A 19,978-nucleotide genomic window follows, 5' to 3' on the forward strand; every position below is an offset into this window, starting at 1 on the left:
TTATAATGGCTGATGAAGATGAAAAAACCGAAGAACCCACGGATAAAAAGATTGAAGATGCCAAAAAAGAAGGTAATGTAAATAAATCTGCTGAGGTAACTGGAGCAACTATTTTAACCCTAGGTTCTATGTATCTATTATTCTTTTCTTCATATTCAATGAATGAAATTAAAAAAATGATGATGTATTCATTTAATTTTATTGGTCAAGATATGGATTCTAGTGTATATTATTCTATAACCTATACTGTAGTAATGACATTTTTATCTGCTTTATTACCATTATTTGTATTAATTATAGTATTAGTATTTGCTACAAATTGGATGCAGTTTGGTTTTGTTATTAATCCTTTAAAATTAGATCTTCAGAAATTAGATCCTATTAAAGGATTTAAAAATATATTTGGTTTTAAAAAAGTTATTGAAGCATTAAAACTTACCGCAAAACTTACAATAATTGTTTCTGTAATGTTCTTATTGTTTCTTTTGACTAATAAAAAATTTTTAGCAATGATGGATCAAGAAACAAATAGTTCTATTGCTTCTATGATAGAGTTAATATTTTATTTTCTTTCAGCAATATTACTTATTATAATTATTTTTGCTATAATGGATTTTTATTTTACAAGACACTATTATATGAAATCTCTACGTATGAGTAAGCAAGATATAAAAGATGAATTTAAAAATATGGATGGAGATCCCCAAGTAAAAGGTCGTATTAGAAGAATCCAAATGGAAATGTCTCGTAAAAGAATGATGTCAAATGTTCCTGATGCAGATGTTGTAATCACAAATCCAACACATTATGCTGTTGCATTAAAGTATGATAATGATGTTGATTCTGCACCTAAAATGATTGCTAAAGGTATCGATTTTATCGCAGTTAAAATAAAAAATATTGCTAAAGATAATAATATACCTATAATAGAGAACCCAGCATTAGCAAGAGCTTTACATGATCAAATTGAGATTGAACAAGAAATTCCTAGTGAATTTTATAAGGCATTAGCAGAAATATTTTCTTACGTATATGAATTAAAAAAGAAAAGGTAAATTTTGAAGATTTTAATACTTTTATTCATCTTATTAAATGTATCTTATTCTAAAAAAGATTTTTATTATAGTTTTATAAATTCTTCGGGTGTACAAATCTCAGAAAAAAGAAAACAGACAATAAGTGATGGCTTTGATATAATAGAAAATGCTAAAAATTTAGCACGTGATGGAAAAATCGATGAAGCATATTCACTTATTGATGCTTATAAAAATAAAAATAAAATTAATGTTTTAAATTCTGATTTAATACTTCTATACTCTGAGTTATCATTAAAAAAGCAATCAAAAAGATTTTCATTAGATGCTTCAAAATTACTTGAAAATGCTATAAATTCTTCTTTAATAAACCAATTTGATTTAGCTAAAGCATATATGTTATTAGTTGAATTAAAATTAAAAATTAATAAAACAAAAGATGCAAAATATTTTGCACAAATTATTATTAATAATTTTGAAAATGAGCTTACAAAAACATATGGAAAAATTGAGCTTGCAAAAGTTTATAAGTATCAGAAGTCTTATGATAAAGCAATAAAGATATTGTATTCAATTTTGGCAAAAACAAATGATAAATTGGTAGCAACAGTTGTTGCAGATGAATTATTTGATGTTTATATTGATAATAAAGAGTATGAAAAAGCAAATGTATTAATTTCAAATGTTTTAAAAAACAATATTAATTATTATGCAAATGATTCATATTTAGCAAATCAAAAAATTACTAAGTTGATTAAAGCTAATATGCCAGAGCATGCTGCAGAAATTTTAAAAGAGTTATTAAATAAAACAACAAAAGAAGAGTCAATTGAAGATTTTAAATATAAATTAGCAAATACCTATATGCTCATGTATGATAGAACAAATTTTTATTTAGAAAAAGCAAAAGAGTTATATAAAGATATTATAAATGATTATGCACAAGGTACGTATGCAAAAAAATCAAAAATGTTTATAGATGAAATTTTAATGAGACAAGGAAGACTTAAACCTACAGTTATTGCTGCAAAATATGAAATATCAGAAGCAATGCAACAAAAAGCTTTACTTCAAGAATTAATAAATGATAAAGAAGATAAAAAATATAAATTAATTTTGCGTTCAAAAAAAGTTTATAAAAAAATATCAAATAATATTGTAAAAAGATTTGGCTATGAGTCTATAGAGTCAATATTTGATGAAGTTAATATTTCAATGATTAAAGAACTTTTAAATGAAGGGAAGTGTTTTGAACTAAATAAAGCATTAAAAACTTCTAGAAGTGAAACCTTAGAAAAATTAATAGAAGATGAAACAATAAAATTTAAATTCTTTGAATGTTTAATTGAAGTACCATATGAAAGAGGATATATGCAAGTTAAGAATACTTTTAATACAAGCAGAGATCCTAATATATATTTATATTTAGAGCGAATGGCATATTCCTTAGGATTAATTGAAGAAGCTTTAGATTATTCTGCAAAAGTTGAAATGGTAGATAATCAAGATGTCTTAGCTAAAGAGTTTTTATATAGATATCAAATACTTAAATCAAAAGGAGATAGTCTATCTTTGGATAAATTCTTCTCTTATACAAATATGAACTTAGCTTTCATTACGTTAAATAAGAATAATCCAGTTATTGTAGATTTTTATTATGATTATTATCTATATTTACTTAAAAAAAAGGATAATACGAAAGCAAATGAGATTATAAATGAATTATATTTAAAACAAAAAGAATTAAGAGCACATATATATTCTCCTTTTGTAGAAATAGAACTATCTAAAAAAGCAAAAGAAAATAATGATTTGCAGAAATCTCTTGATTATCTATTTGAAGCAAAAGAAAATACACGAAGATTAAAAGCTAATGATGAAGTGAAAATTTATTATGATATCTTGAAACTTTATGATGCTTTGGGAAATAAAATAAAAGAAGATGAATATATTACTAAGTGTAAAGAAGTGAAAAATACAAAAGATAGCTTATATAAAAAGATGTGCGATGAGATGTAATGGATATTGAAAAATTAATTAATAATATTGATTCAACAAATTTATCAATTGCTTTTGGAAGGATAAAAAATATTTCTACAACAACAATTACTGCTACAGGATTAGAAGTCGCAGTAGGAGATATTGTAAAAATAGAATCGGTTCAACATTCATCTATCGTATTAGGAATGGTAGCATCTATTTCTAATGATGAATTTACAATAGTGCCTTTTTCATTTATTGAAGGGTTTAGAATATATGATAAAGTATATTTACAAAAAGAAGGTCTTTCTGTTAGATGTGGATATGGACTTTTAGGACGTGTTGTTAATGCACTAGGTGAACCAATTGATGAAGGAGGAAAGATAAAAGATTTAGAAGAAACTTCTGCTATTAATAAACTTTCTATGCCTGCTCTTGAGCGAGGAATCATTGAAGAAAGATTCTCAACAGGTGTTAAATCAATAGATGCAATGTTAACAGCAGGTAAAGGTCAAAAAGTTGGTATCTTTGCAGGTTCAGGGGTTGGAAAATCAACTTTGATGGGTATGATAGTAAAAGGCTGTGATGCACAAATAAAAATTGTTGCCCTAATAGGAGAAAGAGGAAGAGAAATTCCTGAATTTATTCATTATAATTTAGAAAATAATTTAGAAAATACTGTAATAATAGCTGCAACTTCTGATGAATCTGCACTTATGAGAAAATATGGAGCTTTTACTGCTATGGCAATTGCAGAATTTTTTAGAGATAAAGGTCATGATGTTTTACTTATGATGGATTCAGTTACTAGATTTGCAATGGCTCAAAGAGAAATAGGTTTAAGCACTGGTGAGCCTCCTGTAAGTCGTGGTTATCCACCTTCTGTATTTTCTTTATTACCACAATTAATGGAACGAGCTGGGAATAATAAAAAAGGATCAATTACAGCTTTCTTTACTGTATTAGTTGATGGTGATGATATGAATGATCCTATTGCTGATCAAAGTAGATCAATTTTAGATGGACATATTGTATTAACTAGAGAATTAACCGAGCAAGGTTTTTATCCTCCTATAAATCTACTTAAATCAGCTTCTAGAGTAATGGATAAAGTGGTTGATAAACAGCATTATAATGACTTTTTAAAGTTAAAAAGAGTATTATCATTAATAAAAGAAAATGAAGTTTTAGTTCGTGTTGGGGCATATAAAGCAGGCATGGATCCTGAACTTGATAATGCAATGGCTAAAAAAGAATTAATCAGAGAGTTTTTAATTCAAGGTACTGATGAAAAATATGATTTTAATAAAATTGTATCAATGTTTAGAAAGGTTTTACAATGATTAATCAAACAGAACAAACATTATATAGATTGGCTAATTTAAACGCAGAACAAACAAGGGTGACATATCAAACTTCTACAGGAAAAATTTTAGATAAGGGTAGTGATGATTCTACTTTGTATTCTAGAGAAATTCTTATTGATGATAAAATTAGAACATATGAAGGTATTAAATACCAAATAGAAAGAACTACAGTACAAAATGATGCATCAGATTCAGCTATATCTGAAATAAAAAAACTTTATGAAGTAATTAAAACAGAATTAATAAAAGCAAATACTGATACGACTAGTGATGAAGGGAAAAAAGCTATTGCTTTAAATATTGAGGGTATGAAAGATAATATTTTAACTTTAGCAAATACTCAAATAGAAGATGAATATCTTTTTGCAGGTTCAGACTCATCTGTTAAACCTTTTTCTGAAGATACAAATGGCGATATAAGTTATAATGGCGATAATTCAGCTAGAAAAATTGCAGTAGATGATGGTACATATAGAGATCGTGGTGTAAACGGATATGAAATAATGACTTATCCAGCAAGTACTGCTACAATGGGAGAAGCATTAAATTTTAAGGCATCTGATATTATTATTGATGAAGATGGTTCACTTTGGAAATTAAATGCAACAAATACAGCAATTGAAAAGTATGATAAAGAAGATAACCTAATTACTCCACTAGAAACAAAAAGTATAGATAGTAATGATGGATTAACACCTGCTACTTATCAAATAGATAATATAAGTTCAGATTCAGGTACAAAATTTGAAGCACGTACAAGTATTTTTGATTTAATTGATGATATGGTAAATACTTTAAATAAAGTTGATTCTGATGGAAGTGCTATTACAGATGAGCAAAGAGATGCACTTTTAGGTGAGCAACAATCAAGTTTTTCTGATGCGTATGATTCATTAAATGTTGCACATACAAATTTAGGATCTATAAATGCAATGTTTGAATCTTCTTTGGAAAGTGTATCTTCTAAATTAACACAATATAATATATTATCTCAAGAAGTAGGTGCTGCTGATTTAACAAAACTAGCTTTAGAATCAAAATCTTTAGAGTTAACATATACAGCATTATATTCAACAATACAAAAAACAAATGAACTATCTTTAGCAAATTTTCTTAGTTAGTTAGATAAATATAATATATGAATATAAGAAAGTTATTTACTAAAGATTTATTTGTTGTTGCATTATTTGTATCAATTTTAACGATTATTATCGTTCCTTTATCAAAGGGTATCTTAGATTTCTTTCTAATTATTTCTTTATCTTTATCTTTACTTATTTTACTTATATCTTTATATATTCAAAAACCAGCAGATTTGACAACTTTTCCTACAATTATTTTAATATTAGCACTTTTTAGACTTTCCTTAAATATTGCAACTACAAGATCAATTTTAAGTGAAGGACATAATGGTCCAGATGCTGTTAGTTCTATAATTTCAGCTTTTGGGGACTTTGTTGTTGGTGGAAACATGGTTATTGGTATAATTATTTTTATAATATTAGTACTTATAAATTTCATGGTTGTAACAAAGGGTGCTACAAGAGTTGCTGAGGTAACTGCAAGATTTACACTTGACTCAATGCCAGGGAAACAAATGGCAATTGATGCAGATTTAAATGCTGGTTTTATTGATGATAAACAAGCACAACAAAGAAGAAAAGAATTAATCTCAGAAGCAAATTTTTATGGAGCTATGGATGGTTCATCTAAGTTTGTAAAAGGTGATGCTGTAGCAGGTATTATTATTACTTTAGTAAATTTAGTTGGTGGATTATTAATTGGATTGTTCCAGCATGATATGACAGTTGCCCAAAGTGGTAAAATATATACAATTTTAACTATTGGTGATGGATTAGTTGCTCAACTTCCAGCACTTATTCTTTCAACTGCAACAGCTATTATTATTACTCGTTCTAATATGGATGATGATAAATTTGCAAATCAATCAATCAATCAATTAATAAAAGATAGTAAGTCTCTTATTTTAGTTGGTATAGGAATGCTTCTATTCTCATTAATTCCAGGTTTCCCTTCAGGAATTTTAATAGTAATGGGATTATTATTAGTATTTATTGGTTATACAATTGATATGATAAATAATGAAAAAGATAATGCAGTTACAAGATTTTTCAAACCTGAATCTTCTAAACCTAAAGTAAATGAAAATATTGATGTTTTAAAAGATAGAAAAAAACATGCAGCAGTTCCAAATGAAGAACAATCAATTGAAACAATTATGAAATTAGAAGTTTTAGAACTAAAACTAGGTATTAGACTTTTACAATTAGTTCAAGGGAATTCAGAATTATTAGATAAGATTAAAGCAATTAGAAAAACAATTGCTACAGAGTTAGGTTTTGTAATTCCCCAAATTAGAATTTCAGATGATACAAGTTTAGCTCCAAATGAATATAGATTATTTTTAAAAAGAATACCACTAGTGAGTGGAAAAGTTGAAATAGAAAAACTTCTTGCTATGGGTGGATTAGGTAATGAAAAACTACAAGGTTTAAAAGTTAAAGAACCTGTATTTAATCTTGATGCGACATGGATTAAACCTAATTTAAAAGAAGAAGCTTTAATGAAAGGTTTTACAGTTGTTGATGCACCTACTATTATTTCAACTCATATTTCTGAAATAATTAAAAAATATGCTGAAGATATTATAACAAGACAAGATATTGTTAATATAATTGAAAGACTAAAAAAAGATTTTCCTATTGTTGTAGAAGAGGCTATGAAAGTAACATCTTATGGTGCATTATTAAAAGTATGTAAAGATTTACTACATGAAAAAATACCAATAGTAGATATGCTTACAATAATAGAAGCAATTGCAGATATTGCAGAATTTACAAAAGCACCTGATATTTTATTAGAACATGTGCGATCTAAATTATTTAGATTAATTACTGAAAAATTTAAAGATACTGATGGTGTTTTGCATATTATTACAATAAAACCTGAATTAGAACAACAGTTTATTGGAAAATTACAAGAACAACATGGAGTATCTCAACTTATGCTCTCAATTGCTGAGATTAATAATTTAGTTACAAAAACTAAACAATTATTGGATGAAATTGAAACAAAAGGTTTTTCTAAAGTGACAATAGTTGTTGACCCTGTATTAAGAAAAAGAATATCTGAAATATATGAAAAATTTGGATTGCAAATTGCGGTATTATCCCATGCAGAGCTTGATTCAAAGGCTAATTTTGCAATAGAAGGAACTTTGGATTTTTAACTATGATAATGATTAGATTTTTATTTTTATCAATTATTTTTATCACATCATTATTTTCAGATGTTCGACTTGATTTACCTAAAAATAGTATAAAAGGTGAGGCTTTAAATTTTTCTATAACAATTAGTGGAAATGATATAGTTTTACCAAAATTAGATTTAATCGCTTCAAATAGTGTACATGAAATATCAAGTTCTATTTCAACTAATATAGTTAATTCTAAAATTATAAGAAGTATAAAAAAAGTATATTCTTTTTATCCACAAAAAGATTTTATATTTCCAAGTTTAAAATTTATTATTGATGGAAAAGAATATTTTACTAAAGAGCGAAAAATTGTTTTAAAAACTTTAGGAAAAACAAAATCTTCATTATTTGATTTATCAATAAAAGTTAATAAAAAAGAGTTATATGTAAGTGAGAACTTTTTATTGACTTTAGTTTTTAAATATAAAAAGAATCCTAATATTGTTGATTTGTCTTTTGAAAAACCAAACTTTGATAATTTTTGGTATAAGCAATTAAAAGAATCAAAACAGTACGAAGAAAAAGGTTTTATTGTTCAGGAATTGAAGTTTTTATTATTTCCTTTAAAAGAAGGAGTATTAAAAATAAACCCTTTAAAAATAAACGCACGTTTATTTGTAAATGATTCATCTTCTGTTTTTTCAAATAAAATGTCAAATATAAGAATTTATTCAAATGAACTAGAACTTGATATAAAAAAACTACCTTCAAATATAAACTTAATTGGTGATTTTGATATAAAAACAAAAGTTGATAAAACAAAGATAAAACAAGGCGAAGCTGTATCTTTTAAATTAGAAATAAATGCTAATGGAAATATTGATGATATTTCAGATATAAAACTAAATTTGGATAATGCAACAGTTTATGAAAATAAACCTAAAATAGAAACAAAATATGAAAATGGTAAATATATAGGGAAATATACAAAAGTATTTTCTATTGTTCCAAATAAATCTATTATTATTCCTAAAATCAATTTAGAGTATTTCGATAAAAAAACTCGTACAGTTATATTAAAACAAAGTGATGAAATAAAAATTAATGTAGTACAAGATTCTGTTTTAACAACAAATCAATTAATACAAAAGCCAATAGCCAAAATAAAAGAGAAAGAAGTAATAAAAGTTATAGAAAAAATATCTATAAAAGATAGAATAATTTTCTTTACTTTAGGTATTATTGCAGGAATATTAATATTAGGTTTATATTTATATGTTATAAAATATAAAGTGAAAAGAAAATCTAATGATACACCTTTGTTAAAAAGAGTAAAAAAAGCAAAAAATAAAAATGAATTGTTAAAAATATTAGCTGTTTATATTAAAATTGATTCTTCATTAGATAAACTTATTTTTCAATTAGAAAATGAAAATGATATTAAATTAATTAAAAAAGATGTTGTAAAAAGAATAAAAGAGATAAATTTATAAGGATAAATTATATGAAAATATTTATATTATGTTTTATACTAGTAAATAGTTTAATAGCTAGTGAATACTATTCAAAATTAGAACCAATTGAAAGCTATAAAGTAAAAGCTGCAGTTTCGGGAAAAGTTGTATTTTCAAATACAAAAATTGAAGGATTTAGAGCCAAAAATTCTGTAATAATTGAATTAGATTCAAAAGTTAATCAAATGGATTTAGCACAATCACGAAGTAAATTAAGCTTTATTAATGAAATGATTAAAATTGAAGATAACAATTATAAAAGATTAAATAAAGTTTCATCAAAATCAGCTTTTGAAAAAGATACACAAAAGTTAAAAGTTATAAATTTAAAATCTAGTAAAGCTGATATGCTTATTAATATAGAGAATTTAAAAGATACTATCAAAAATAAAAAACTTATAGAAAAATCAAATTATATTTCAAATATATCTGTAAAAGAGGGTGACTATGTAACTCCTGGAACATTATTATATGAATCAAAAGATTTATCTATGGGAAAATTAGAAATATTTGTACCTATTAATGATGTAGAGAATTTAAAAAATATGAGTGTTTATTTAGATGGTAAAAAATCAGATGTAAAAATAAACAAAATTTATACAGTTGCTGATACTCAACATATTTCTTCTTATAAAGTTGAACTATTAGTTCCAAATGTAAAAACATTTTCAAGGTTAGTAAAAATTGAATTCAAATAAAAAAGTAGCATGTCCTATGGATTGTTATGATGCATGTCAGGCAGAAGTTATAGATGGTAATATCAAAGGCTCAAAAGAAGTTGGTATAACAAATGGAAAATTATGCGTTAATTTTGCACAGTTATTAAAAAAAGAAAATCATAAAAGTCCAAAATTTGGAAATGAAAATATTTCATTAGAAGAATCTTTAGAAATTTTAACTAATAAACTTCAAGATACAAAAGCTGAAAATACACTGTTTTATACAGGTAGTGGTAATTTAGGTGTAATACAAAATGCTAGTAAAAACTTTTTTACACAATATGGTTCTACTTTAACAAAAGGAAGTTTATGTGATGGTGGAGGTGGTGTTGGAATTGAGCAAGGAAGAGGAAGTGTAGTTAATCCTCCCATTGAAAACCTTATTAACTCTGATATTATCATTGTTTGGGGTAGAAATTTTTCTGTTACTTCTTCACATATATATAATCTTGTAAAAGATAAAACATTTGTAACTATTGATCCTATTAAAACAGATATTGCAAAGAAATCTGAAATTCATATGCAAATTAATCCTAAAACAGATTATGAATTAGCATTACTTTTAAGTAGATTTGCTCATATGCAAGATATGGAAGATGAAGAGTTCTTAGAAGAGTATTCAGAAGGATCAGACTGGTTTTTTGATATTACTAGAAATAGACCTGTTGTTTCATATGAATCAGCTACAGGAGTATCTCTGTCTTTAATAAATGACTTCTTTGAACTAATAGAAAATAAAAAGATTTCAATAGTTGTAGGTCTTGGAGTACAAAAGTATCTAGAAGGTGCTCAAATTATGAGATGTATTGATTCTTTTGCAGCTTATTTAGGTATTCATAAAAAAGAAAGTGGAGGAGTTTGGTATTTAAGTGATTCTTCTTATGGTTATGAAAATCAATTTAAAATCAAAGGGAAAAATAAAAAAGTTCCAATTCCAGAAGTTGACTTTGGTTCTTATGATTTAGTTTTTATTCAAGGAGGAAATCCCGTTGTTTCAGCTCCTAATACAAAAGCAGTTATTGAAGGTTTAAAAAATACTTTTGTAGTATGTTTTACAACAACTTATAATGATACTTGCGAATATGCAGATTTAATTATTCCTTCTTCTTCTTTTTTATCTAAAGCTGATGTAAGATTATCTTATGGGCATGAATATAAAGCTATTTCCCAAGTTGTTGAAGAGCCAAAAGAAAATACAATTAGTGAATATAAATTAGCAACATATTTAATAGAAAAATTTGGATTTGAAGCTTTAAAAAGTGAAGAAGAAATAATAGAATATTATACAAATGCTAAGGTAGAAAATGAAGTGTTTGAAACTTTTGAGTTTATTGAAGAAGTAGAAATTGAACATTTATATAAAAATAAAACGTCATCAAATTTTTATTTAATTACAGGGAAAAGTAAAAACTCTCTAAACTCTCAATTTACTATAGATAATAATGTGTATTTAAATTCATTAAGTGGTTTTAAAAATGATGATATTGTTAAAATTTCTTCACCTTTTGGAGAAGCTAATTTTGTAGTTAAATTAAATGATGATGTAAAAAATGAATGTGCTTTTTTCTATACAGGAAATAAAAAAACAAACTATTTAACACCTAATAAGGCTGATGAAGAATCATTTTCAGCTATGTTTCAAGAGGTATTAATAGAAATTGAATTATCTAACACTCTTTAGACAACATAAGGTAATAAGGGATTTATCTTTAGTTCAATTTATTGCATATTTTGGGGCTTGGTTTTCAAATGTAGCAATATATACAATGCTTGTTAACTTTGGCTCTTCAGGACTAACTATTGCTCTAGTAACAGCTATGCATTTTTTACCTGCTGTATTAATAGCACCTTTTTCAGGTGCCATTATAGATAGGTTCAAAATTAAACCTTTGATGCTTACTTTATTACTTGTAGAATTTGTAATGACTTTACTTTTTCTAACAATTGAAAATCAAAGTCAAGTATGGCTTTTGATGGTATTTATATTTATTAGAATGTCTGCTGCTTCTATTTTCTTTTCAACTGAAATGTCATTATTAGCAAAATTATTAAAAGGTGAAGCTTTACAAAAAGCAAATGAAATACATTCAATTATTTGGTCATTCTGTTACGCAGCAGGTATGGCAGTATCTGCATTAATAGTAAATTATATAGGTATTAAAGCTGCATTTATTGTTGATTCATTATTTTTTATTACTGCATTTTTAGTATTTGTACGAATAGATTTTGTTGTAAAAGCAAGTGAAGTTCAAGATAAAATATTCAAGTTGATTAAAGATGGTTTTATATATATAAAAGAGAATAAAGTCATTATGCATTTAATAGTTTTACACGCAAGTGTTGGAATAACTTCTTTTGATACACTAATCACATTACTTGCTAAAAATGAGTATAAATATGTGATTTCAGTTCCTTTAGCAATTGGAATATCAAATGCAACAAGAGCAGTTGCATTAATGATTGGACCTTTTTTGATTTCTAAATATATTAATAGAAATAATTTACACTATTTATTAGTTTTTCAAGGAATTACAATAATTCTTTGGGGATTAACTCAATTTAACTTTTATATTTCTCTTATATCAATGTTTTTAGTAGGTCTTTTTACAACAGTACTTTGGTCATATACATATGCATTATTACAAGATAAATGTGATGAAAAATATTTAGGTAGAGTGATTTCATATAATGATATGTTTTTTATGATTTCTTGTATTGTAACAACACTATTTATTGGATTAATGGCAAGTTTAACTTCGCTTGATATAATAACCGTATTATTAGGTTTAGCATTCATTGTTTTTGCTTATTACTATACTAGGATTTTAAAATGGATATAAATGAAAAAATATTGCTTCTAGCAATATTAAAGAAAAAAGAAAATGAAACATTGATGGATATTGTAACTACATTGGAAAATACACAACTTTTTTCTTTAAAAGAGGGTAAAAAACTTTTAAAGAAATTAAAAAGTGAAGAGTTTATTATAGATGGTATTTTATCATTAAAGGGTAATTTAATTGCCAAAGAAGTAGAACAAGAATTCAAGATTTAATTTAACTAAATTATCAAAACTAATTCTTCTTATACTAGATATATTTAGCTATACTTTTATATATTTAAAAGAAAAAATAAGGGACTAGAATGATTTTAGACTATAAAGATATTAACGACTTAAACAGATACAAAATAATGTCTGATACAGTAATACCAAGACCAATTGCATGGATTGTTACAGAAGATGAGGGTGTTTTAAATGCAGCTCCTTTTTCTTACTTTGTACCAATTTCTACTAATCCTGCTTTAGTAATTGTAGCAATTGGACAAAAAGAAGATGGAAGCCCAAAAGATTCATTAGCAAACATTTTAAAAAATAAAAAAGCTACTATTTGTTTTGCAAATAAAGATAATGCTTCAGAAGTTCAAAAATGTGCAATTCCTTTAGGAAAAGACGAAAGTGAAGTTGAAAAATTTGATATTGATGTAACAGAAGTTTTAGAAGATTATCCTGCAAGAATTACATCATCTCAAAGTGCGCTTTTATGTGATTATTATAGCACTGTAGATATTCCAGGTGTTACGACTCCTGTAATTTTAGAAGTAAAACATCAATACTTAGAAGATGGTAGATTAACTGAAAGATTTCATGTGAATGTTGATAATGTTGGAAGATGTGGTGCTACATTTAAAGCTTTAGTAGACTTAGATTAAAAAGGTTATAGCCTTTTTAATCTATATACTTTTAGTATAATTCTTCTTCATCCTTTCTCTCTTAATAATAAAAAATAATAAAAATAATCTTTGTATTACAATATGGTTACAATAAAATAACTATTAATAAAGTGTTAAAATAAATCATAATATATTGTTGTAAATATATATAAAGGTTTACATGAATAAGTTAGAACTTAAGAATAAAATAATTCTAATATTAATACTTCCTATTGTCAGTATTTTAGTATTAGCATCATTTTTTTCTTATACAAAATATTTAGAAAAAAGTAAAACTCATATGACTTATGATTATTTGAATTTTACTATTAGTTTACGTAAGATACTTACAGATTTACAAAAAGAAAGAGAATACTCTTTATTATATTTATCTTCATATGGTAAATCATTTGAAAATAGTATTCAAAATAGTTCAAATGATACTAATATTTCTTTTAAAAAACTCGAAGATTTTTTAGAAAAATTTAATATAAATAATTATGATAAAACATTGAGTAAAAATATTAATGATCTTAAAACCAATCTTTCTAAATTAAAAGCTATGAGAATAAGTATTAAGAAATTAACAATAAATAAAATTGTTGTTGATAAATTTTATAGTTCTAGGATAAAAGAAATTTTGGTTCTTTTATCTAAACTTGTAGAATATTCAAATAGTGGAAAAATATCTAAATATTCTGAATCTTACATCGCTATAATTAATACGATTGAAAATTCATTTATTGAAAGAAAAGTAATTAATAATATATTTGAAGCACGTAGAGTTTCAAATGAAAATTACTATTTATTTACAAAATTAATATCAATTGAAAATACTTATTTAAATATATTTGAGAATTATGTTATGGATAGTCAAAAAGCTATTTTTTCAAATAATAAGAATTCTAAAGAATTTATAATAATTGAAAATTTGCGTAATTCAATATTTCAGAAAAGTAAAAAAACTGCCATACTATCTGATTTGATGAACCTTATTGGTTATGGAGGATTAATACACAATTTTAAAAATTATATTCTTACAGGGGATATTAAATATTTTAAAAAGTTTGAGCAACAACATTTAGGGGTAATTAGTAGACTTAGAAAATATAATAGATTAAAGCCAATATCACAAGAAGAAAAAAAATTAATTAAAAAAATAAAAAGAGTTTTTGATGATTATTTATATGAAATTAATGAAATTAAAGATGGAATTAATGTTGGTAAAACAATAAAAGAACTTGATGAATTAGTAAAAATTGATGATTCAAAAGCACTTGAATCAATTAGTATTTTGTCAAGAAAAATATATGGTTTTGATAAAGTACAATGGGATAAAAATAGTCAATTAAGAATAGATTTATTAATGAATATTACAACAAATATTGAAAAAGAGTTAATATTAGATTTGAATTCTAATATTTCTAAAAACAATACGCAATTTGTATTTACTTTAGTATTTATTGTTTTACTTTTAATTATTCTACTTTTTAGTACTTTTATGATGATAAAAAGTATTAATAAATCAATTAATGATTTTAAATATAACTTATCAGAATTTTTTGCATATTCTCTAAGAGAAAAAGATACTATTTCCCTTAGGGAAGTAAAAGGTACAGATGAATTTGCTCAAATGATGGATAATATGAATAAGCGTATTTCAGAAATCAAAGTTATAATTGAAAAAGATAAAAAGGTAGTCTTAGAAATTTCAGATGTAATGGAAAAAGTATCAAATGGATTTTTTACTTATAGTATTCATAATGATTGTGGAACAAAAGAAATTGATTCTTTAAAACATATAATTAATAAAATGCTAGAAAGAACAAGTACTAAAATATCAAATTTAAATAAACTCTTGAATAACTATACTAGCAATAACTATATCTTTAAATTGAAAGAAGAAGAATTAAAAGGAATACATGGCGATATTGGTATTTTATATACATCTACAATGTTATTAGGAGAATCTTCTTCAAAATTAATTGCAATGATTATAAATGCAGGTAAAAAACTTGATGAAAATACAATTATTTTAAGTAAATCTTCTGAAGAATTATCTATTTCTTCTCAAAAACAAGCTAGTTCTTTAGAAGAAACATCTTCATCTTTAAAAGAGATTACTTCTAGTATTAAAAGTAATAATGTAAGTATTAATAAAATGTTTACTATTTCAGATGAATTAAAAATAGATGCAAAAACTGGAGAACAAATGGCTTTACGAACTTCTTCATCAATTATTGAAATAAATGAAAAAATTACAGCAATTAAAAAAGCAATTGGAATAATTGATAAAATTGCCTTTCAAACAAATATTTTGTCTTTAAATGCTGCTGTTGAAGCAGCAACTGCAGGAGAGGCAGGGAAAGGGTTTGCTGTTGTTGCTCAAGAAGTAAGAGCCTTAGCAAATAGATCAGCACAAGCAGCAAAAGAAATATCAAATTTAGTTAAAAGTGCAAGTGATACTTCTGAAGAAGGTAAGGTTATAGTAAATGATATGATTAGTGGATATAAGAAATTAAATGGAAAAATTATTGAAACAAAAAATATTATAGGTGAAGTAACTAGTTTTAGTAAAGAACAAGAAATTGGAATTTGTCAAATTAATCAAACTGTTGGGCTTCTTGATGCAGCAACACAAAGGAATTCTGATACTTCAATTAAGATAGATACATTATCAAAAGAAGTATCATTATTATCCTCAAACTTATTAACTATCACCTCTAAAGCAAATATTGATGATTTGTACTATAAAGATGAATAGGAGATGATTTTAAGCTTATTGTACAACTTGATGAAGTTTTGAACACTGTCCTAAAAATATATCCATTCCACACATATCATTCATAATATCTATAAATGAATGAGCTCGGGCATTATATACATAAACGAATATTTCATCGCCTTTTTCTAGGAAATTGTTTTTTCCAAATTCAGCATAAGCTGTTGCACCTGCTGCTATTAGTATACCTTTAGCATTACTTGCATCTTTAGTAAACTGTGTTAACTCTTCTAATGGTCCACAGTCTTCTTGTGTATTTAATTTATCAATCATCCAATCTTTTAATTGATTAAAGAAATAACTATACGATTTTACAGAAGATGTCATTCCATAATCATGAACAATTCCATCTCTTTTAATAAATGATGCAATATGATATTTACTTAAAATTCCATCTTCTGTAAAATTATCAATAGCAATAACTTCTTGAGAAATACCTTTTGTATTTTTACCCCAATTCTTTTTAGTACTTAATTTATTTCCATCTTGTATTCTGATTGAACAATCATTAAAAGCTGAAAAATACTTAGGAATTATATCTATAAACTTACCATCTTTATATACAAAATCACAAATAAGAGCAACTTCTGCTTCTACTTGTAGTTTGTCATTTTCTCTACCATGTGTTAATATAATTTCGTCAGAAATAGGATATGTTCCTAAAAAACCATCATTGTCTTTTATATAAAAAGGGAACATTCCTTTTGGAGCATCTTTTTCATTTGTTTTTATTTGCGCAAATTCATCTGCTTCTCCTGCTTCACCTAAGTGATTAGCAAAGTTTCCAGCAACGGCAAATCCTAAATAATCTTTTAAATCGTTTAATAACATTATTATTTCCTGTATTATTGTTTCAGTGAAAATATATCATTAATTATACTTTTTTAAGTCAAAAATGAAATATAGTTTTTTGGTCTAAGGGATATTTTATAATTAGTATTTGTAAGAATAAAAATATAAGGATTACAAAGGCTTAAAGCCTTTGTAATAATTTTGCTTAAATAGTTCTCCATTTAGCAGGTCCAGTAGTATGAATAGATGTACCTTCTGTATCAACTGCAACAGTAACAGGCATATCTACAACATCAAATTCGTAAATAGCTTCCATCCCCATTTCTTCAAATGCTAGAACTTTTGCATCTTTAATTGATTGAGAAATTAAATATGCAGCTCCACCAGTTGCAATTAAGTACATAGATTTGTACTCTTTAATTAAATCAATTGTAGGTTGTTTTCGCTCAGCTTTACCAATCATTCCCATGATTCCAATTTCCATCATGTCTTTAGTAAATTTATCCATTCTTGTAGATGTTGTTGGTCCTGCAGGTCCAACTTTTTCATCTCGAACTGGATCAACTGGTCCAACATAATAAATAAATCTATCTTTTAAATCAACACCATTTGGAAGTGCTTTCCCAGCATTTTTGTACTCAACAATTTTTTTATGAGCAGCATCACGCGCAGTTAAAATTTTTCCAGTTAATAATAAAGTATCACCTGATTTAAATTGAGATAAATTTTCTTTTGTTAAATCAGAGATATTTACTTTTTTAACTGAATCCATTGGAATTTCTAAATCTGGCCATATATCTAAAGAAGGTCTTTCAAATTTAACAGGACCATTTCCATCTAAATCAAAATGAATATGTCTTGTAGCTGCACAGTTAGGAATCATAGCAACAGGTAATGATGCTGCATGACATGGATAATCTAAAATTTTAACATCTAAAACTGTAGTTAATCCACCTAAACCTTGAGCTCCAATACCAATTTTATTAACATCTTCATAAAGTCTAAGTCTCAATTTCTCAAGTTCATTTTTAGGACCTCTTTTTTGTAATTCATGAATATCAACGTGTGCCATTAGAGATTCTTTTGCTAAAAGCATAGATTTCTCAGGGTTTCCACCAATACCAATACCTAAAATTCCAGGAGGACACCAACCAGCACCCATTTGTCTTACATTTTCCATAACCCAATCATAAACACTATCAGATGGATTTAATACTGCAAATTTAGCTTTATTTTCACTTCCACCACCTTTAGCAGCAACAGTGATTTCTAATTTATCAGAATTATTAACACTCATATGAATAACAGCTGGAGTATTATTTTTTGTATTTGTTCTTTTTCCTGCAGGATCAGAAACTACTGAATATCTTAAAGTATTATCTGGATTAGTATAACCTTTTGCTACACCTTCATTTAACACATCTTCTAATTCTTTTGTTAATTCAAGTTTAGCATTTAAACCAACTTTAACAAAAATATTAACTGAACCTGTATCTTGACATAGTGGTCTATGTCCCATAGCACACATTTTAGAGTTAATTAAAATTTGAGCGATTGCATTTTTTGCAGCCTCTCCTTTTTCAGTTTCGTATGCTTCTACCATACCTTCTACGAAGTCTTTTGGATGATAATATGAAATAAACTGACAGGCATCAGCAATACTATCTATAATATCTTGTTCTTTAATTACGTTCATTTGTTCCCTTTGCTTAGAAATTTATATATTATACCTTTGCTATTATGAAAAAAATCTTTTTTTTTGTAATATTGGGTATAAATCATTTATAAAAGTGTTATCTTTTCACACGTTCGAAAAGATGAAAATAGTTTTGAATGAAAGAGTTAACTTAAGGCAAGAGCCTTAAGTTAAAAATATTAAGAGAAGAATCTTGTTTGAACAGCTTCTTGTAATTTAGTACCAGAGAAGTTTGCTCTTTGAACTAATTCCCAGAAATATCTGTAAGTTGCTCTATCATGTAATTCACCATCATATTGGATTGGTCCCCATTCAGCATCTTGTGCAGCTAAAAGAATATTTTGAGCAGCTTCAAGTTCTGTAAAGTCAGGTTTCATTGCATCTACAATAGCTTGAACTTGTGTTGGGTAAATTGACCACATTCTCATAAATCCAAATTCATTTCTTGCTTTTTCAGCATCTTTATAAGTTTGGTATGGATTTTTTAAGTCTAATGTAACATTATGACAAGGAATAATATGGTTTTCTAAAGCAGCTTGAACTACTTTTGCTTTAGCAGCAGCAATTAATCTATGTTCAAATTGACCTGGACTTCTCATATTTGAAGCAGGAATTGCTCCTTGGTAACCTGAAACAAAGTCCATTAAACCAAAGTCAAGAACTTGTACCCAAGGTAATGTAGCAGTTTTTTCTACATCTCTTAATGCACCGTGTGTTTCAATTAAAACGTGAATTGGAATTTCTCTTGAAATACCAGCTTTTTTTGCAGTTGCTTGAATATATTCAACTTGAGTTTTAGCATCTTCATAAGAAGTTGATTTTGGAATAGTAATATATGCTAATTTTTCACCAGCACCTGGTACTAAAATATCAATATCTTGTCTCCAATCTGGATGATCAAAATCGTGAATTCTTGTCCCTGCCATACCATATGGGTTAGCTTCAGAATTTACAACTCTTACAATCATATTTGCATGTTCAACTTCTTTACCAGTTTCAGCTCCATCTTCACAATCACAAGTAATATCAAAAACAGGTCCAAGTTTTTCTTGCATAGAGAAACCTTTTAAGATTAGCTTTTCGCTACCTGCAAAGTGTTCACAAGAAGGAATAATTGGTAAATTATCTCCAGATCCAAATAGTGCTTCATTAGGGTGTGTCATAAT

At 26.2% G+C, this 19,978-nt stretch carries 15 protein-coding genes; 12 read left to right on the forward strand and 3 right to left on the reverse strand.

Annotation, left to right across the window (positions count from 1 at the left end; all coding sequences use genetic code 11):
* The first annotated feature begins 5 nt into the window (after window positions 1-5).
* The 12 genes from flhB to D9T19_RS09850 all read left to right on the forward strand — a co-directional run bounded on the left by flhB (window position 6) and on the right by D9T19_RS09850 (window position 16,306).
* Window positions 6-1,055: a flagellar biosynthesis protein FlhB gene (gene flhB / locus D9T19_RS09795; RefSeq protein ID WP_121628054.1), complete on the forward strand. Its 1,050-nt coding sequence runs from the start codon at window positions 6-8 to the stop codon at window positions 1,053-1,055.
* Between the two features lie 3 nt (window positions 1,056-1,058).
* The gene (locus tag D9T19_RS09800) at window positions 1,059-3,053 is read left to right on the forward strand and encodes a tetratricopeptide repeat protein (RefSeq protein WP_121628055.1); all 1,995 of its coding nucleotides are present in this window, start codon (window positions 1,059-1,061) and stop codon (window positions 3,051-3,053) included.
* Entirely contained in the window at window positions 3,053-4,357 is a 1,305-nt protein-coding gene (gene fliI, locus D9T19_RS09805) for a flagellar protein export ATPase FliI (RefSeq protein WP_121628056.1), read from the forward strand. Before D9T19_RS09800 ends, fliI begins: the two co-directional genes overlap by 1 nt.
* Window positions 4,354-5,502 (forward strand): flagellin N-terminal helical domain-containing protein, encoded by a 1,149-nt coding sequence (locus tag D9T19_RS09810; RefSeq protein ID WP_121628057.1) that lies wholly within the window; start codon window positions 4,354-4,356, stop codon window positions 5,500-5,502. Before fliI ends, D9T19_RS09810 begins: the two co-directional genes overlap by 4 nt.
* Window positions 5,503-5,519: 17 nt before the next feature.
* The gene (gene flhA / locus D9T19_RS09815; protein WP_121628058.1) at window positions 5,520-7,631 is read left to right on the forward strand and encodes a flagellar biosynthesis protein FlhA; all 2,112 of its coding nucleotides are present in this window, start codon (window positions 5,520-5,522) and stop codon (window positions 7,629-7,631) included.
* Window positions 7,632-7,633: 2 nt separating this feature from the next.
* Complete coding sequence (locus D9T19_RS09820; RefSeq protein ID WP_121628059.1) at window positions 7,634-9,091, forward strand: BatD family protein; 1,458 nt, start codon at window positions 7,634-7,636, stop codon at window positions 9,089-9,091.
* A gap of 11 nt (window positions 9,092-9,102) precedes the next feature.
* Window positions 9,103-9,810 (forward strand): efflux RND transporter periplasmic adaptor subunit, encoded by a 708-nt coding sequence (locus D9T19_RS09825; protein WP_121628060.1) that lies wholly within the window; start codon window positions 9,103-9,105, stop codon window positions 9,808-9,810.
* Window positions 9,797-11,512, forward strand: a complete 1,716-nt coding sequence (locus D9T19_RS09830; protein ID WP_121628061.1) for a molybdopterin-dependent oxidoreductase — start codon at window positions 9,797-9,799, stop codon at window positions 11,510-11,512. Before D9T19_RS09825 ends, D9T19_RS09830 begins: the two co-directional genes overlap by 14 nt.
* Window positions 11,490-12,671, forward strand: coding sequence for an MFS transporter (locus D9T19_RS09835; RefSeq protein ID WP_121628062.1), 1,182 nt, complete (start codon window positions 11,490-11,492; stop codon window positions 12,669-12,671). Before D9T19_RS09830 ends, D9T19_RS09835 begins: the two co-directional genes overlap by 23 nt.
* Complete coding sequence (locus tag D9T19_RS09840) at window positions 12,662-12,886, forward strand: hypothetical protein (RefSeq protein ID WP_121628063.1); 225 nt, start codon at window positions 12,662-12,664, stop codon at window positions 12,884-12,886. Before D9T19_RS09835 ends, D9T19_RS09840 begins: the two co-directional genes overlap by 10 nt.
* A gap of 89 nt (window positions 12,887-12,975) precedes the next feature.
* The gene (locus tag D9T19_RS09845) at window positions 12,976-13,542 is read left to right on the forward strand and encodes a flavin reductase family protein (RefSeq protein WP_121628064.1); all 567 of its coding nucleotides are present in this window, start codon (window positions 12,976-12,978) and stop codon (window positions 13,540-13,542) included.
* A gap of 181 nt (window positions 13,543-13,723) precedes the next feature.
* Entirely contained in the window at window positions 13,724-16,306 is a 2,583-nt protein-coding gene (locus D9T19_RS09850; protein ID WP_121628065.1) for a methyl-accepting chemotaxis protein, read from the forward strand.
* Window positions 16,307-16,321: 15 nt separating this feature from the next.
* Here D9T19_RS09850 and D9T19_RS09855 read toward each other — a convergent pair whose 3' ends face one another.
* The 3 genes from D9T19_RS09855 to D9T19_RS09865 all read right to left on the reverse strand — a co-directional run bounded on the left by D9T19_RS09855 (window position 16,322) and on the right by D9T19_RS09865 (window position 19,975).
* Window positions 16,322-17,155: a DUF5718 family protein gene (locus D9T19_RS09855; RefSeq protein WP_228197999.1), complete on the reverse strand. Its 834-nt coding sequence runs from the start codon at window positions 17,153-17,155 to the stop codon at window positions 16,322-16,324.
* A gap of 166 nt (window positions 17,156-17,321) precedes the next feature.
* Window positions 17,322-18,812, reverse strand: a complete 1,491-nt coding sequence (locus D9T19_RS09860; protein WP_121628067.1) for a fumarate hydratase — start codon at window positions 18,810-18,812, stop codon at window positions 17,322-17,324.
* A 179-nt stretch (window positions 18,813-18,991) separates the two neighbouring features.
* Window positions 18,992-19,975, reverse strand: a complete 984-nt coding sequence (locus tag D9T19_RS09865) for an HpcH/HpaI aldolase/citrate lyase family protein (RefSeq protein ID WP_121628068.1) — start codon at window positions 19,973-19,975, stop codon at window positions 18,992-18,994.
* Between the last annotated feature and the right edge of the window lie 3 nt (window positions 19,976-19,978).

The organism is Poseidonibacter antarcticus (genome assembly GCF_003667345.1).
Classification (GTDB): Bacteria; Campylobacterota; Campylobacteria; order Campylobacterales; family Arcobacteraceae; genus Poseidonibacter; species Poseidonibacter antarcticus.

What these genes read in the sequence shown, in the direction of transcription:
- D9T19_RS09865 (WP_121628068.1), bottom strand. Translation starts at nt 19,975, where the DNA reads ATGACACACCCTAATGAAGCACTATTTGGATCTGGAGATAATTTACCA.
- D9T19_RS09860 (WP_121628067.1), bottom strand. Translation starts at nt 18,812, where the DNA reads ATGAACGTAATTAAAGAACAAGATATTATAGATAGTATTGCTGATGCC.
- fliI (WP_121628056.1), top strand. Translation starts at nt 3,053, where the DNA reads ATGGATATTGAAAAATTAATTAATAATATTGATTCAACAAATTTATCA.
- flhA (WP_121628058.1), top strand. Translation starts at nt 5,520, where the DNA reads ATGAATATAAGAAAGTTATTTACTAAAGATTTATTTGTTGTTGCATTA.
- D9T19_RS09825 (WP_121628060.1), top strand. Translation starts at nt 9,103, where the DNA reads ATGAAAATATTTATATTATGTTTTATACTAGTAAATAGTTTAATAGCT.
- D9T19_RS09845 (WP_121628064.1), top strand. Translation starts at nt 12,976, where the DNA reads ATGATTTTAGACTATAAAGATATTAACGACTTAAACAGATACAAAATA.
- D9T19_RS09840 (WP_121628063.1), top strand. Translation starts at nt 12,662, where the DNA reads ATGGATATAAATGAAAAAATATTGCTTCTAGCAATATTAAAGAAAAAA.
- D9T19_RS09820 (WP_121628059.1), top strand. Translation starts at nt 7,634, where the DNA reads ATGATAATGATTAGATTTTTATTTTTATCAATTATTTTTATCACATCA.
- flhB (WP_121628054.1), top strand. Translation starts at nt 6, where the DNA reads ATGGCTGATGAAGATGAAAAAACCGAAGAACCCACGGATAAAAAGATT.
- D9T19_RS09850 (WP_121628065.1), top strand. Translation starts at nt 13,724, where the DNA reads ATGAATAAGTTAGAACTTAAGAATAAAATAATTCTAATATTAATACTT.
- D9T19_RS09810 (WP_121628057.1), top strand. Translation starts at nt 4,354, where the DNA reads ATGATTAATCAAACAGAACAAACATTATATAGATTGGCTAATTTAAAC.
- D9T19_RS09855 (WP_228197999.1), bottom strand. Translation starts at nt 17,155, where the DNA reads ATGTTATTAAACGATTTAAAAGATTATTTAGGATTTGCCGTTGCTGGA.